We start from the raw sequence: 14,644 nt of genomic DNA on the forward strand, positions 1-14,644 counted from the left end.
GGCACGCCGACCTGGCGGGCCAGCAGGATGTGCTCGCGCGTCTGCGGCATCGGGCCGTCGGCGGCCGACACGACCAGGATCGCGCCGTCCATCTGCGCGGCGCCCGTGATCATGTTCTTCACGTAGTCGGCGTGGCCCGGGCAATCGACGTGGGCGTAGTGGCGGTTGGTCGTCTCGTACTCGACGTGCGCCGTCGAGATCGTGATGCCACGGGCCTTCTCTTCCGGCGCCTTGTCGATCTGGTCGTAGGCGGTGAAGGTCGCGCCGCCGCTCTCGGCCAGCACCTTCGTGATCGCCGCCGTCAGCGACGTCTTGCCGTGGTCGACGTGGCCGATCGTGCCAATGTTGCAGTGCGGCTTGTTCCGCTCAAACTTTGCCTTCGCCATCGCTTTGGTCTTTCGTTCCCGACGTTCCGGACGCACACAATGGCCCGGCCGAGACCGACATTTCCCTTAGCGCGGGGGGATTGGAGCGGGTGAGGGGAATCGAACCCCCGTCGTAAGCTTGGAAGGCTTCTGCTCTACCATTGAGCTACACCCGCCTGCTGTGCCCCGCCCGGCGCTATCGACCGGGAAACGCGATCACGGACAAGCCGTGGAATGTAGTGGTGGAAGGGGCTGGATTTGAACCAGCGTACGCTTACGCGGGCAGATTTACAGTCTGCTGCCTTTAACCACTCGGCCACCCTTCCCAAGGTCCGCTGCGGGACATGCCCGCTGCGGAGTTCGGCACTATGAGAATTTTTCAGGCCTTGTCAACACGTCTGAAGCAGTCCAAACCAGAAAACTGTGAATAACCGCGGCGGGCTTAGGCCTGCCCCCTCCAGCCGGACACCATGACCCGTTCGAAGAAGCCATCCGCGCCCCACGGCCAGCCCCTTGCCCCATCCAAGGCCCCCTCCCCGTCCCAGCGCGAGTCGCGCGGCGACCGCTCCTCCCCCGGGCGCGGCGCGCAGGGCGTCCTGCTCTACGGCCTGCACCCGGTGTCGGCGGCGTGGCTGAACCCGGAGCGGCGCATCCACCGCCTGATCGCGACCGAGACGGGCCGCGCCGCGCTGGAGCCGGTGCTGGCCCAGGCCAAGGCCCGCGGGCTCCAGCGGCCCGGCCTGATGCCGGCCGACCGCCACGACCTGGACCGCATGCTGCCGCCGGGCGCCGTGCACCAGGGTGTTGCGGTGGACGTCGCCCCCCTGGACGACATCGGGATCGAGGATCTCTGCGTGGAGGCCGATTCGGACCCGTCGGCGCTCGTCGTCGTCCTCGACCAGGTGACCGACCCCCACAATGTCGGCGCCATCCTGCGCTCCGCATCGGCCTTCGGAGCCAAGGCGGTGGTGGTGACGGAGCGCAACGCGCCGGAGACCACCGGCGTCCTCGCCAAGAGCGCCTCGGGAGCGCTGGAGTCGGTGCCGCTGGTGCGCGTCACCAACCTCGCCCGCGCGCTGGCCGATCTCCAGCAGGCCGGCTTCTGGACCGTGGGCCTCGCCGAGTCGGGGAAGAGCACGCTCGCCCAGTGCAACCTGACGGGCCGCACCGCCCTGGTGCTGGGGGCCGAGGGTGCCGGACTGCGCCGCCTGACCATGGAGCGCTGCGACATCGTTGCGCGCCTGCCGACCCAGGGACCGGTGGGCAGCCTGAACGTGTCCAACGCCGCCGCGGTCGCGCTCTACGAAGTCGCCCGGCTGCGCTGACGCGGCGCCGAACGCGCCGCACAGGTGAGGCTTGCCGCGGACCGCGCGGGACGCTAGTGTGAGCGCCCGCCGCGGTCTGGCCGGGCGGCACGCCGGTTTAGCTCAGTTGGTAGAGCAGCGGTTTTGTAAACCGAAGGTCGCGGGTTCGAGCCCTGCAACCGGCACCATCTTCCGTTCCCGCCAGACCGACGCTCGGCTCCGCCCATGACGCACGCCCCTGCCGGCTGTTCTCTGATTCCGAGCGGTTCCGGCGTCATCGACGCGGAGCACGGCGCCATTCTCGACCTGCTGTCGGCAATGACCGCGGGCGGTCCGGTCGGGCTGGCGGAACTGACCGCGCTCCGGCGCGAAGTGGCCGAGCATTTCGCCACGGAGGCGGCGGAGATGGCCGTCCTGTCCGCGGACCGGCGGGAGCGGCACGAGCACGCCCACCGCAACTACCTCGCCAGCATCGACGCTCTGGTGAACACCGCTGGGCGCGGCCACCCGGTGACCGGCGACGATGCGAATCGGCTGATGCTGTGGTTCATCGTCCATTCCAACACCGCCGACACCGAACTGGTGGAGGCCGCCCGGCAGGCCGGCGACGAGCCGCCCATGATTTCCATGGACGAGTGGCTCGACGGCCTGGACGAGGCCGACCGGGACGCCCTTCGCTCCTGAGACGGCCCTGCCGCCCCGGCCGGGGAACCGTGCCTCCGCGCACCGGTTGGGGAAGGGGCGATCCCTTCCCGCAACCGACCCAGGTTCCTTCATGGAAAAATCCGAACCCCCCAACGCCGGAGCGCAGCGCCTGCGTGACGCCATCGACAAGGGTCTGACCGGCGACAAGATCCCCGCCGCCGACCCCGCAGCGGCCCCGCTGGGCACCGACGACGAGGCCGCGGGCACCCGTCCGCCTCCCGCCGCCAGCGATCACGATCCCGCCCCTCCCGAGGCCCGCGCGCCATCGGGCCACTCCAAGGGTGCCGACGCCTTCCGCAAGGGCGATCTTCCCTTCGGCAAAGGCACCCGCGACGACGGGTGACGGCCCCGGTGAGAAAAGACTGCGGCGCAAAAAATGTCCCTCTTCCCGGCGGGAAGAGGGACATCGTCATGGCGTCGAATGGTGGCGGGGCGCCTGCCCCAGTTTTCCGAAACAAATGGGCCGTCTGATGGACCGTCCGGCGCGTCGTCGGAACCGCGTGCCGATCAGAAATAACGCTCCGGCACGCGCAGCACGTCGTCGGGCATCACCGGCGTGGTGATCGGGGCGCGGCGCAGCTCCTTCTTGGGATCGGCCCCGCGGGTGATCAGGACATAGTCCTCCTTGGCGCGGTAAGTGTAGCCGCCGGCCATCGCCACGGCGGACAGGGCGGTCATGCCGTTGACATACTGGTACTGGCCGGGGTTGCGGACCTCGCCCAGGATGAAGAAGGGGCGGTGGTTCAGCACCTCGACGCTGACCTTGGCATCGCGGACGTAGCCCTGCGACAGGCGTTTGGCAATGTCGGTCTCCAACTCGCGCGGGGTGTGGCCGCGCGCCGTCACCTCGCCGATCAGCGGCATGGCGACCTTGCCCGAACCGTCGACACGGAATTCGCCGGACAGCTGCTCCTCGCCAAAGACGATGACGCGAAGCGCGTCGCCGGCCCCCAGGCGGTAATCCGTCATCTGGGCGACGCCCGGCGGTTCGAGAGGGGCGTCCTGGCCACCGGCGCAGCCGACCATCGCGGCGGCGACCACGGTCATTCCGAGCGCGCGGAACACGTTACGTCGATTCATCCCATACCCTTCCATGGCTCGTGAGGACATCGGGCCCAGCCATCCGCGGTCGGAGCGGCCGAACCCTGAGCGGTCACGGAGGGAGACTAGCAACTCGCACGCGCTTGGGAAAAAGTGGAGAGGAAGTAACGCCAACGGAGGAAAAGGATTCGCGTCACCGTATAGGCGGAAATGCAAAAGGGGCGCCCATCGGCAGATGGACGCCCCTTCCGTATCCCTCGATACGATCTGATTACATCTGAGCGCCGACGCGCAGATAGACCAGATTGTCGGAGTAATCGAAGCCACTGAGATTCGAGTTACGCTTTTCGTAAGTATAACCGCCATTCACGAAGACATAGCGGCTGAGCTGATAGCTGGCGCCGGCTCCCAGCGTGTAGACGTCGTCGGTGCGGTCCACGCCGTTGAAGTCGTCCTGGCGCCACTGGACGCGGGCGTTCAGCAGCAGGGTGCGCAGAAGCTCGTGATCCACGCCGACGGCGGCGACGGTGCGGTTGTAGCTCGACGCGATCTGGCTGCCGCGGGCGTAGGTCGATTCGCGGACCTGACGGCTGAGCGAACCGGTGACCGAGGTGAGCTGGGTCACCGACCAGTTGAGACGGCCGCCCACGGCCAGACCGCCGAAATCCTTCAGCGTCGGATCGTCGTAGGTCCGGCTCAGATAGCCGGCATAGATCTCGCCGTTGATCAGGCCGGTCAGGTCGGTGGACAGGCCGCCGACGACCTCGTAGCCGTCCGAGTCGCGGTTGACGCCGCCGAAATCCTGGCTCAGCCGGTAATTAGTCCAGTTGTAGGAGCCCTGAACGAAGGCCTCGTAGCCCTGGATGAACTCGTAGCCGACGCGGGCGGTGCCCGTATAGCTCCAGCGGTCGCGGTCCTCCTGCGACTCCGTCTGCCCGTTGCTCAGCTCGGCGTCCTGGTAGGAGGTGTACTGGGCGCCGCCGGTCAGGCGGACACGGACGCGGTTGAAGCGCTGGTTGAACGACGCCTCGCCGCCGTGGGTGAAGTAGTTCACCGGTTCCGCGAAGCGCGGCACCACGGTGCCGGTGCCCAGCGACACGTCGAAGTTCGGGTCGGATCGCCCTTCATGGTCGCGGCGGCTGAACAGCAGACCGCTGACCGAGGAGTCGCGGGTGATGTCGTAGCGGCCGTCCACCTGCGCGCGGTAATCGGCGTAGTTCTCCGACGAGTAGTCGAAGAAGCGGCCGATGTTGCCGGAGGCCGAGAAGTTCAGGGCGTGGTTGTTGAAATCCGAACGCACGTCGACGCGCGGCTGGGTGACCCAGATGAAGTCGTCGCGGGTGTCGTTCTCGGTCGCGAAGACGTTGCTTTCATAGGTCAGGCCGGTCTCGATGCGCGGCAGGATACGGAACGATCCGGCGCGGATGCCGAGCTGTTCGACCTCCGGACGGCGGCGCTCCAGCACGGTTTCACCGGGCTGCAGTTCCTGGGCGCTCACCGGCGTGGCCGCCGGCAGCGCCGTCAGCACGGTGGACGCGAGCGCGAGGGCGAGGAAGGACAGGGAGCTGGGCTTCATGGGTCACCGCGCAAGGCTGAAATCAGTGGCTCGTATCGGGCGGCCGAATGGCCTTGGAATGTGCAATCGCCGCTCCGGCAGAAGCGGACAGTCGCTGCAAAGACAACTCATGGCGTGATGTCCGTGCAACAGTGAAGCCGTTCAGCCGTGGTTTTTGCCCGCGCCTGTGTTGTTGGCGCAACAAGACTTGCGTCGGACGGGCGCACTATTGCCATACGACCGCGTCGTTAGGGCTAAGGTCATAGAACCGCGACGATCCGTATGCCTGCGTCATTGGGAACCAGCAATCGGCGGCATCCGTTCACTCAAGGCGGTCCAGAACCGCCCCAACCGGAACCATGAGGAAACGCCGGGCATGACCAGACCTCTGACCACTCCCCCACCACCCAAGTCGCCCCGCCACCCTGGCGACGATGTCGTGATGCCGCCCTACACACCCGGGAGTGTCCCGCCGCCTGACGGCGACCTTCCGAAGTCCGACCGCGAAAGGACTCCGCCGCCGAACACCTACCCACCGAAACAAAACCCATAATCGAAATATGGGCTGTCGTCTGGCATGACCAAAACACACCCGCATATGCAGATTGCAACTCAGTCCGCCAGGAAAGATTCTTGAAAGGTCCGGCTCATCTTCGTTCGCGAGTGCTTTGCATTGTAAATAGTGAACGGCCTTAGACTGTGGCCCTATGCCGCAGCGGCGAGCGTTGCCTATCGCGACTTCCATCCCTAGGCTTCAATGCGAAGCCTGCTGCATTTGGCGCGAGCCCGGGAGCATTCCCCGGGACCGGTGCCGAACCTGTCGCACGGTGTTCCGCCGACACCCGCCGCAACCGGAAACGGTCCGGCTCCGCAACGCTCGTGTGCGCCCATGGATCACATCGCCCATCCTCCGACCGACGATTACCTGTTGACCGGGCAGGTGCACTATCGCCTTCGCCGGGCTCATCAGCGCGCGTCCTCCATCTTCATGGACATGATCGGCGACTCCCAGCTTACCCCCACCCAGTGGGGCGCCCTGGTCACCCTGCGGACCGAAGGGTCGCTGTCGCAGAACCAGCTCGGCCGGCTGACCTTCATGGACCCGGCGACCACCCAGGGCGTGATCCTGCGCCTCGTGGAGCGCAAGCTGGTGGAACGCCAGCCGGACCCGCAGGACCGGCGGCGCACCAGCGTCAGCCTGACCCGAACCGGCCAATCGCTGGTCAACGCCCTGCTTGGAAACGCCACCCAGGCGCATCACCGCACGCTGGACCCGCTGACCCCGGAGGAGCAGGCGACCTTCCTCATGCTCCTCTCCCGCCTGATGTGAGGCCGGCGGTTCCGGCACCGGCCCGCGGAAAACAGGCGTGGTGAAAACCCGGCTGGTGCGGCGCAACGGAACGGTGACTTTTGCGGTGGGTTTGCTATGAACGCAGACATTGCGTTCACGCTGCCGTTCCATGCGTTCACGCAGCCGCCAACCGCGCCGGGATACCGCCGACCATGAACCGCCGCCATCTCCTGCTTGCGCCGGGCGCCGCCGCCCTCGCCGCCGCCCTTTGCATCGCCGTGCCGTCGGCATCCCACGCCCAAGCGGGTGGCCAGCCGATTCGCGTCGGCGAGATCAACAGCTACACCGGCCTGCCGGCCTTCACGATCCCCTACCGCCAGGGCTGGCAGCTCGCGGTGGAGGAGGTGAACGCGGCGGGCGGCCTGCTCGGCGGGCGCAAGCTGGAGGTTGTCTCCCGCGACGACGCCGGCAAGCCGGACGACGCCGTGCGCGTCGCGCAGGAGCTGCTGTCGAACGAGAAGGTCGAGCTTCTGGCCGGCACCTACTTCTCCCATGTCGGGCTGGCCGTGGCCGACTTCGCCGCACGCAACAAGGTGCCGTTCGTGGCGGCCGAGCCGCTGACCGACGCCATCACCTGGACCAAGGGCAACCGCTACACCTTCCGCCTGCGCCCCAGCACCTACATGCAGGCGGCCATGCTGGTGGAGGAGGCGGCGAAGCTGCCGGCCAAACGCTGGGCCACCGTCGCCCCCAACTACGAGTACGGCCAGTCGGCGGTGCAGTGGTTCCGTCAGCTTCTGTCGGAGAAGCGTCCGGACGTCGAGTTCGTCGCCGAGCAGTGGCCGGCCCAGGGCAAGCTGGAGGCCGGGCCGACCGTGCAGGCGCTGGCCGCGGCGAAGCCGGACGCGATCTTCAACGTCACCTTCGGCGCCGACCTCGCCAAGTTCGTGCGCGAGGGGGAGGGCCGTGGCCTGTTCCGCAACCGCACCGTCGTCAGCCTGCTGACCGGCGAACCGGAATATCTCGATCCGATGAAGGACGAGGCGCCGGAGGGATGGATCGTCACCGGCTACCCGCAGGAGCAGATCGACACGCCGGAGCACAAGGCCTTCCGCGAGGCCTATCTGAAGCGCTTCAACGAGCCGCCGCGCCAGGGCTCGGTCGTCGGCTACGCCACCTTCAAGGCCATCGCCGCTGCCGTGGAGAAGGCCGGCTCCACCGATGCGGAGACGGTGGTGGACGCGCTGTCCGGCCTGGCCCTGTCCAGCCCCTTCGGCCCGATCACCTTCCGCGCGCTCGACCATCAGGCGACGATGGGCGCCTATGTCGGCAAGACCACGGTGAAGGGCGGTCAGGGCGTGATGGCCGGCTGGCGTTACGCCGACGGCGCGGACTATCTGCCGTCCGACGAGGCCGTCCGCAAGATGCGCCCGGAGTAAGGGGCGGAGGGGCCGCGCTTGCCCCCACCCTTCCCACGGCTTCGCCGCGGGCCCCTTCCCTCCCCCGCTTCGCAGGAGAGGGAGATTTAGTCCCCTCCCCTGCAAAGCGGGGGAGGGCTAGGGAGGGGGCAACCGGTCGCCCCCCGCAGACTGCCGAAAAGAGCCGATGTCCTTCTACCTCGTGCAATTCCTCAGCGGCCTCGCCACGGCGGCGACGCTGTTCCTGGTGTCGTCCGGGCTGACCATCGTGTTCGGCGTGACGCGGATCGTGAATTTCGCGCACGGCTCCTTCTACATGCTGGGCGCCTATCTCGGCTGGACGCTGGTGGAGCGCTGGGGGACCACGCCGCTGGGCTTCTGGGGCGCCGTGGCCGCGGCCTCGCTGGCGGTCGGGCTGCTCGGCGCGCTGATGGAGGTCGGGCTGCTGCGCCGCCTCTACCGCTCGCCGGAACTGTTCCAGCTTCTCGCCACCTTCGGCGTGGTGCTGGTGGTGCAGGACGCCGCCTCGTGGATCTGGGGATCGGAGGATCTGCTCGGCCGGCGAGCGCCGGGGCTGCGCGGCTCCGTGGACATCCTGGATCAGCCCTTCCCGCTTTACGACCTCGTGCTGATCGGGCTGGGGCCGCTGGTCTTGGGCCTGCTCTGGCTGCTGTTCAACCGCACGCGCTGGGGCACGCTGGTCCGCGCGGCGACTCAGGACCGCGACATGGCCTCGGCGCTCGGCGTCGATCCGGCGCGGTTGTTCACCGGGGTGCTGTTCCTGGGATCGGCGCTGGCCGGGCTGGGCGGCGCGCTCCAGGTCCCGCGCGAGGCGGTGAACCTGCACATGGACATGGCCATCGTGGTCGAGGCCTTCGTCGTCGTCGTGGTCGGCGGCATGGGCAGCCTGACCGGAGCCTTCGTCGCCTCGCTGCTGATCGGGCAGTTGCAGGCCTTCGGCATCCTGGTCTTCCCGCAGATCACTCTGGTCCTGGTCTTCCTGTTCATGGCGGTGGTGCTGGTCATCCGCCCCTACGGCCTGCTCGGCCGCGCCGAGGACGCGCCGCCCACCGCGGCCAGCCCCGGCCCGCCGCTGATCGCCGCGACCGGCGTCGCGCGCTGGGCGCCCGCCCTGCTGCTCGCCCTGCTGGCCGCCGTGCCGCTGGTCGCCGGCGACTACGCGCTGATCGTGCTGACCGAGGTGGTGATCCTGGCGCTGCTGGCGGCCAGCCTGCATCTGCTGATCGGGCTGGGCGGCCTCGTCTCCTTCGGGCACGCCGCCTATTTCGGGCTCGGCGCTTACGGCGCGGCCCTGCTGGTCAAGCATCTGGCCGCCCCCATGCCGCTGGCGCTGGCCGCCGCCCCGCTGGTCGCCGGGCTGGGGGCGCTGGCCGCCGGCTGGTTTTGCGTGCGGCGCTCCGGCCTCTACTTCGCCATGCTCACGCTGGCCTTCGCGCAGATCGTCTGGTCGGTGACCTTCCAGTGGTACGGCTTCACCGGCGGCGACAACGGCATCCTCGGCGTCTGGCCGGCGGACTGGGCGGCGGGCAAGGCGGCCTATTTCTGGCTGACGCTGGCGCTGGCCGGCGGCGCATTGCTTCTGCTGCGCCGTGCCGCCTTCGCGCCCTTCGGCTACACGCTGCGCGCCGGGCGCGATTCCGCGCTGCGCGCCGAGTCGGTGGGCATCGACGTGCGCCGCCACCAGTGGCTGAGCTTCGCCCTGGCCGGTTCCGCCGCCGGTCTGGCCGGCGGGCTTTATGCTTTCGCCAAGGGCAGCGTCTTTCCCACGCTGATGGCCGTTCCGGTGTCGGTGGACGCGCTGGTCATGGTGCTGATGGGCGGCATCCAGACGCTGAGCGGCCCGGTTGTGGGCGCGGCGCTGTTCCACCTGCTGGAAACCGAGGCGATGAGCCGGACCGACTGGTGGCGGCTGGTCCTGGGCGCCGTCATCCTGGTGCTGGTGCTGGCCTTCCCCAAGGGCGTCGCCGGCTTTGTCCGCGACCTGTGGACCCGCGGGAGGGACGCATGAGCCGCCGCCTCGCCGTCGAGAATCTCCAGCGCGCCTTCGGCGGCGTGCAGGCCGTGCGCGGCGTGTCCTTCGCGCTGGACGCCGGGGAGGTTCTGGCGCTGATCGGGCCGAACGGCGCCGGCAAGACGACCTGCTTCAACCTGCTGAACGGCCAGTTGCGGCCCGACGCGGGCACGGTGCGGCTGGACGGGGTGGACATCGTCGGTCTGCCGCCGCGCCGCATCTGGCGGATGGGCGTCGGCCGCACCTTCCAGATCACCGCCACCTTCGCCTCGATGACGGTGCGCGAGAATGTGCAGATGGTCCTGCTCTCCGTCCACAAGCGCCTGTTCGGACTGTGGACCCCGGCGGCCTCCGGGTTCCGCGACGAGGCGATGGCCCTGCTGGAGCGCGTCGGCATGGATGCCCAGGCGGAGCGCCCCTGCGGCGTGCTGGCCTATGGCGACCTGAAGCGCGTCGAACTCGCCATGGCACTGGCCGGCGATCCGAAGGTCCTGCTGATGGACGAGCCGACCGCCGGCATGGCCCCCGGCGAGCGGCAGGATCTGATGGCCTTGACCTCCTCCCTCGTCCGCGAACGCGGCCTCGCTGTTCTGTTCACGGAGCATGACATGGACGTCGTGTTCGGCCACGCCACCCGCATCATCGTGCTCGACCGCGGCCAGTTGATCGCCGAGGGCTCGCCCGACGCCGTGCGCGCCGACCCGCGGGTGCAGGCCGTCTATCTGGGAGGTGCGGCATGACCGGCCAGCCCCTTCTGGCCCCCTCCCTTCTGAGCGTTCGCGGGCTTCAGGCCTGGTACGGGCGCGCCCACATCCTGACCGGCGTCGATCTGGCGGTGGAACGGGGCGAGGTGGTCGCCCTGATGGGCCGCAATGGCGCCGGCAAGACCACGACCATGAAGGCGATCATGGGGCTGCTCGACCGGCGCGCCGGGTCGGTCGCCTTCGACGGGCGCGACGTCTCCGCCCTGCCGCCGCACCGCATCGCGCGGCTCGGCCTCGGCTACGTGCCGGAGGACCGCCGCGTCTTCACCGACCTGACGGTGGAGGAGAACCTGGAGGTCGGCCGCCAGCCGCCCCGCGACGGCGCGCCCCATTGGACGCCGGAGCGGCTCTACGCCCTCTTCCCCAACCTCGCCGAGATGCGGGGCCGCCGCGGCGGGCGGATGAGCGGCGGCGAGCAGCAGATGCTGACGCTCGCCCGCACGCTGATGGGCAACCCGTCGCTCCTGCTGCTCGACGAACCGTCGGAGGGGCTGGCCCCGCGCATCGTGCAGCAAATGGCCGACGCCCTGCGCGCCCTGAAGGCCGAGGGGCTGTCGATCCTCGTGTCGGAACAGAATCTCGCCTTCGCCGCCGCGGTCGCCGACCGGGCGAGCGTCATCGAGAAAGGGCAGATCCGCTTCGAGGGACCAATGCGGACGCTGCTGGAGGATGAGACGATGCGACGGGCCTATCTGGCGGTGTGAGGGCTGGCGGTGTGAGGATCAATCACGCCAGCATGTCGAGGACGCGCTTGGTGTTCTCCTGCGCGGCCTGCATCACCTTGACGTTCGCGGCGAAGTCGGTCTGTGCCGAGGACAGGCTGACCACCACCGCCGGGTCGAGGTTGCCGGCGGCGAGCTGCGCGCCCGCTTCGTCGGCGCGGGACTGGGCGCCCTGAAGCCCCGCCAGGGCGGAGGCTTGGGCGTCGGGCAGGAACGGCATCCGCGGCGCGCCGGTCGCGCTGATGTCCATGGTGGAAACCCTCGATTGATCGGTCGCCCATCCTACCCCTTCCGCATGGGAAAAGCGACGGGCACCGTCCGGTTCGCTCAGCCCTCCGCCAGCCAGACGGCCAGACGGTCGAGAAAGGCGCCGGCTTCCGCGGGGTCCTTGAGGCTCCATCCGGCGGCGCTGGGGGCCGGCGGGTCCATGACGCGGATGCCGACTCCCCGCCCCTCGCCACGCGCCGCCAGGGCGCGGAAGGCGTCCTCGTCCGTCTCGTCGTCGCCGAGGTAGAGCGGCAGCGTCTCCGGCCCCGCCAGACCCAGGGTTTCGAGCAGCGACAGCACCGCCTTGCCCTTGTCCCAGGGAACGTTGGGCCGCAGTTCGTGGATCTCCTTGCCGCCGGTGACGCGCAGCTTCGGGAAGGCGGCCGCAACACCCTGCACCTCGTCGCCCACCGACGCCTTGCGGTCCCGGGCGACCCGCCGGGTGTGGATGGCGATGGCGAAGCGCTTGCGCTCGACCAGCGCGCCCTCGACCCCGTGCAGACGCCCCAGCAAAGCCGCCTCCGCCTCGTCGAGATCGCCCAGATACTCCTCGCCGATCTGGGTGCGCAGGTCGGGGCCGCGGATGTCGAAGCCATGGCTGCCGGCGTAGATCAGGTCGTCGATTCCGACATGGCGGGCCACATCCTCCAGATCGCGCCCGCTGACCACCGCCACCGGACACAGCCCGGCCAGCCGCCGGATCACCGCGCGCACGGAGTCGTTGAGGATCGCCAGGTCGGGGCGCTCCACGATGGGCGTCAGGGTCCCGTCATAATCGAGGAAGACGGCGGGCCGCCGGTCGCCCAGCATCGCCGCGAAGGCGTCGAACCGGACGAGCGCCGATGGCTTGCCTTCGGTGGAAGCGGGAGACGGCTGATCGGTCACGGGCGGCTCTCCTTTGTCGTCCAGGGCGTATCGTTGGTGGGCGCTGTCGCGCCGGCGCACGATCGGAACAACGGGAAAGCGCGCCACAAGGTCCTGATGCCGGGTCCTGGTGCGTCCACCAGCGATGTTATCGCACCCGACATTATTGTGACTCTCCGGTCACAGCGATGCCGGAAAAAGCAACGGCCCCGCATGGGGGCCATTGCTTCGGGGTTTGCACCCACCTGAGATCTTTGTTAATTTTGCAGCGCAGCAAGAGATTGCTGCTTCGCCCTTCTTGGGCGTTTCCTCCCTAAACTCAGGCCGCTGTTCGTCAGCGGCCTTTTTTCTGCCAGAAACCTGTCCCATCTGGCAATCCCTAACGAACACCATACCCCAACAAATCCAGCGGCATAATCCATACCAAATTAATGGTTTTGGCGAGGTGAAGGTCTCTTGCGCCGTGGGCCCCGCCGGGCTTTCCTGTCGGCCCACCGCCGACCATCCGCCATAGCCCACCGGGTGCGACTTGAACCACGCACAGAGTCCCGTTGCCGACCGGCCGCTGAAGGCGCTCGTCAACGCCACGCTCCACACCGGCGACTCGGTGTTGGCGGGCGCCGCCCTGCTGATCGACGGCCCGGCCATCGCCGCCATCGTCGCGCCCGAGGCAATTCCGCCGGAGGCCGAGGTGATCGATCTGGGCGGCGGCATCCTCGCCCCCGGATTCATCGACCTCCAGGTGAACGGCGGTGGCGGCGCACTGTTCAACGACACGCCCGACCTGCCGACGCTGCGCCGCATCGCCAAGGCGCACCGCCGGTTCGGCACCACCGGCCTGCTGCCCACCCTGATCACGGATTCGGCGGAGACGCGCGCCGCCGCCGCCGCCGCGGTGCGCGCCGCGATGTCGGAAGGCGTGCCCGGCGTGCTCGGCATCCATCTTGAGGGTCCGCACATCGCGCCGGAGCGCCGCGGCGTCCACGACGCGCGCTTCATCGCGCCCCCCGACGCGGACGACCTCGCCCTGCTCGGCGGCCTCTCCGGCCTGCCGGCCCTGGTCACGCTGGCACCGGAGGCGGTCCCGCCGGAACAGATCCGCCGGCTGGCCGCCGCCGGCCTGCGCATCGCCGCCGGCCACAGCACCACCACCTGGGCTCAGGCCAAGGCCGGCTTCGCCGCCGGCATCACCGGGGTGACCCACCTGTTCAACGCCATGAGCCCGCTCGGCTCCCGCGAGCCCGGCATGGTCGGGGCCGCGCTGGAGGACGATGCGGTCTGGTGCGGGATCATCGTCGATGGACACCATGTCCATGACGCCTCCGTCCGTCTGGCCTGGAAGGCGAAGGCCCGCGGCCGGCTGTTCCTGGTAACCGACGCGATGCCGCCGGTCGGCGCTCCCGAAGATCACCCGGCCGGCAGTTTCCAGCTCTACGGCGAGGACATCCGGGTGGAGGACGGGCGTTGCGTCACCGCCGACGGCACGCTGGCCGGTTCCGCCCTGGACATGGCGACGGCGGTGCGCAACGCCGTGGAGCGGGTCGGCATCCCGCTGGACGAGGCGCTGCGCATGGCCTCCGCCTATCCGGCCGATTTCATGGGCATGGCCGCCCGGCGCGGCCGCCTCCGGCCCGGTCTGGCCGCCGACCTCGTTCATCTCGACGAGCGGCTGCGGGTGCGGGCGACCTGGATCAGCGGCAAAATGGCCGTTTCGTGAAACACCCCCTGCACGCGCGCGCAAATCTGTCGTATAGAGGCCGCAGAATTTTGACCCTCATACGCAGCATCGAGGAGATTTACCCATGGACATCGCCCTGATGGTTCTGGCCGTCGTGTTCTTCTTCTGGCAGACCGTTTCCGAGTGATCGGGGTCCGGACATCCGGACAAGCGAAAGGGCGGCTCCCCGGTGGAGCCGCCCTTTCACGTTTCTGGCCCGTCAATTCGGCCGCCATGCGGATCCGTCAGTCGGTCAGCGCGCCACCATGGATCTGCGGCTGTTCCAGCCGCGCATGGGCGGAGGCGACCAGCCTCAACGTCTCCATGATCGTTCCGATCGCCTCGTTCAGGTCGGCCCGGCCGGCGGGCATCGGCATGCCCGAAAGGACCGTTTCCAGGTCGTCGGCAGCGTCCTGAAGAAGGACGCAGACCTCTTCCAACCGACGTTTGGTCATTCCGCCATCCGCAGGGTGCGGCGACGATGCCGTCTGCATATTGCGATAGGCATTTTGATTTGCAGTTTGCAGCGAAGACCCGCGCCGCCCCTTCTGAAACCCCGATATGAAGCCGAACATGGGCCCTCTCCCTTCCGTGTCGGA

The 14,644-nt window shown here is 68.7% G+C and carries 15 protein-coding genes and 3 tRNA genes; 10 read left to right on the forward strand and 8 right to left on the reverse strand.

Annotated elements, in window-relative coordinates; translation table 11 throughout:
- From AC1DVI_RS20175 to AC1DVI_RS20185, 3 genes are all read right to left on the reverse strand, one after another.
- Positions 1-386, reverse strand: a 386-nt coding sequence (locus AC1DVI_RS20175; protein ID WP_476959490.1) for a GTP-binding protein, incomplete at its 3' end; no start/stop codon positions are given.
- 81 nt (positions 387-467) lie between these two features.
- Positions 468-541, reverse strand: a tRNA-Gly gene (locus AC1DVI_RS20180).
- Positions 542-605: 64 nt separating this feature from the next.
- Positions 606-691 (reverse strand) — tRNA-Tyr (locus AC1DVI_RS20185).
- A gap of 144 nt (positions 692-835) precedes the next feature.
- Here AC1DVI_RS20185 and rlmB point away from each other — a divergent pair.
- From rlmB to AC1DVI_RS20205, 4 genes are all read left to right on the forward strand, one after another.
- A complete protein-coding gene (gene rlmB / locus AC1DVI_RS20190; protein WP_476959491.1) occupies positions 836-1,690 on the forward strand; it encodes a 23S rRNA (guanosine(2251)-2'-O)-methyltransferase RlmB in 855 nt (284 codons plus the stop codon).
- 91 nt (positions 1,691-1,781) lie between these two features.
- Positions 1,782-1,857: transfer RNA gene (locus tag AC1DVI_RS20195), tRNA-Thr, on the forward strand.
- A 37-nt stretch (positions 1,858-1,894) separates the two neighbouring features.
- A complete protein-coding gene (locus tag AC1DVI_RS20200; protein WP_476959492.1) occupies positions 1,895-2,353 on the forward strand; it encodes a hemerythrin family protein in 459 nt (152 codons plus the stop codon).
- Positions 2,354-2,444: 91 nt separating this feature from the next.
- On the forward strand, positions 2,445-2,717 hold the full coding sequence (locus AC1DVI_RS20205; protein WP_476959493.1) for a hypothetical protein: 273 nt from the start codon (positions 2,445-2,447) through the stop codon (positions 2,715-2,717).
- A gap of 164 nt (positions 2,718-2,881) precedes the next feature.
- Here the strand turns inward: AC1DVI_RS20205 and AC1DVI_RS20210 are convergent, their stop codons facing one another.
- Positions 2,882-3,454: a polysaccharide biosynthesis/export family protein gene (locus AC1DVI_RS20210; protein ID WP_137139015.1), complete on the reverse strand. Its 573-nt coding sequence runs from the start codon at positions 3,452-3,454 to the stop codon at positions 2,882-2,884.
- A gap of 232 nt (positions 3,455-3,686) precedes the next feature.
- A complete protein-coding gene (locus tag AC1DVI_RS20215) occupies positions 3,687-4,991 on the reverse strand; it encodes an outer membrane beta-barrel protein (protein WP_476959494.1) in 1,305 nt (434 codons plus the stop codon).
- Positions 4,992-5,859: 868 nt separating this feature from the next.
- Here AC1DVI_RS20215 and AC1DVI_RS20220 point away from each other — a divergent pair.
- From AC1DVI_RS20220 to AC1DVI_RS20240, 5 genes are all read left to right on the forward strand, one after another.
- On the forward strand, positions 5,860-6,300 hold the full coding sequence (locus AC1DVI_RS20220; protein ID WP_149163166.1) for a MarR family winged helix-turn-helix transcriptional regulator: 441 nt from the start codon (positions 5,860-5,862) through the stop codon (positions 6,298-6,300).
- Between the two features lie 173 nt (positions 6,301-6,473).
- Positions 6,474-7,700 (forward strand): ABC transporter substrate-binding protein, encoded by a 1,227-nt coding sequence (locus AC1DVI_RS20225; RefSeq protein WP_476959495.1) that lies wholly within the window; start codon positions 6,474-6,476, stop codon positions 7,698-7,700.
- Between the two features lie 166 nt (positions 7,701-7,866).
- A complete protein-coding gene (locus AC1DVI_RS20230) occupies positions 7,867-9,708 on the forward strand; it encodes an ABC transporter permease (RefSeq protein ID WP_476959496.1) in 1,842 nt (613 codons plus the stop codon).
- On the forward strand, positions 9,705-10,451 hold the full coding sequence (locus AC1DVI_RS20235) for an ABC transporter ATP-binding protein (RefSeq protein ID WP_476959497.1): 747 nt from the start codon (positions 9,705-9,707) through the stop codon (positions 10,449-10,451). The genes AC1DVI_RS20230 and AC1DVI_RS20235 overlap by 4 nt, the downstream gene beginning before the upstream one ends.
- Positions 10,448-11,179: an ABC transporter ATP-binding protein gene (locus AC1DVI_RS20240; RefSeq protein WP_476959498.1), complete on the forward strand. Its 732-nt coding sequence runs from the start codon at positions 10,448-10,450 to the stop codon at positions 11,177-11,179. The genes AC1DVI_RS20235 and AC1DVI_RS20240 overlap by 4 nt, the downstream gene beginning before the upstream one ends.
- 22 nt (positions 11,180-11,201) lie before the next feature.
- On the opposite strand, the gene AC1DVI_RS20245 is transcribed toward AC1DVI_RS20240, so the two are convergent.
- Together AC1DVI_RS20245 and otsB are read right to left on the reverse strand one after the other, a co-directional pair.
- Entirely contained in the window at positions 11,202-11,447 is a 246-nt protein-coding gene (locus AC1DVI_RS20245) for a hypothetical protein (protein ID WP_476959499.1), read from the reverse strand.
- A gap of 77 nt (positions 11,448-11,524) precedes the next feature.
- Complete coding sequence (gene otsB, locus AC1DVI_RS20250; RefSeq protein WP_476959500.1) at positions 11,525-12,349, reverse strand: trehalose-phosphatase; 825 nt, start codon at positions 12,347-12,349, stop codon at positions 11,525-11,527.
- A 508-nt stretch (positions 12,350-12,857) separates the two neighbouring features.
- Between otsB and nagA the strand changes: the two genes are divergently transcribed.
- A complete protein-coding gene (gene nagA, locus AC1DVI_RS20255; protein ID WP_476959501.1) occupies positions 12,858-14,045 on the forward strand; it encodes an N-acetylglucosamine-6-phosphate deacetylase in 1,188 nt (395 codons plus the stop codon).
- A 245-nt stretch (positions 14,046-14,290) separates the two neighbouring features.
- On the opposite strand, the gene AC1DVI_RS20260 is transcribed toward nagA, so the two are convergent.
- Positions 14,291-14,620 (reverse strand): hypothetical protein, encoded by a 330-nt coding sequence (locus tag AC1DVI_RS20260; RefSeq protein WP_476959502.1) that lies wholly within the window; start codon positions 14,618-14,620, stop codon positions 14,291-14,293.
- Between the last annotated feature and the right edge of the window lie 24 nt (positions 14,621-14,644).

The sequence above is a fragment of the Azospirillum sp. P4_B5 genome, from assembly GCF_056402275.1.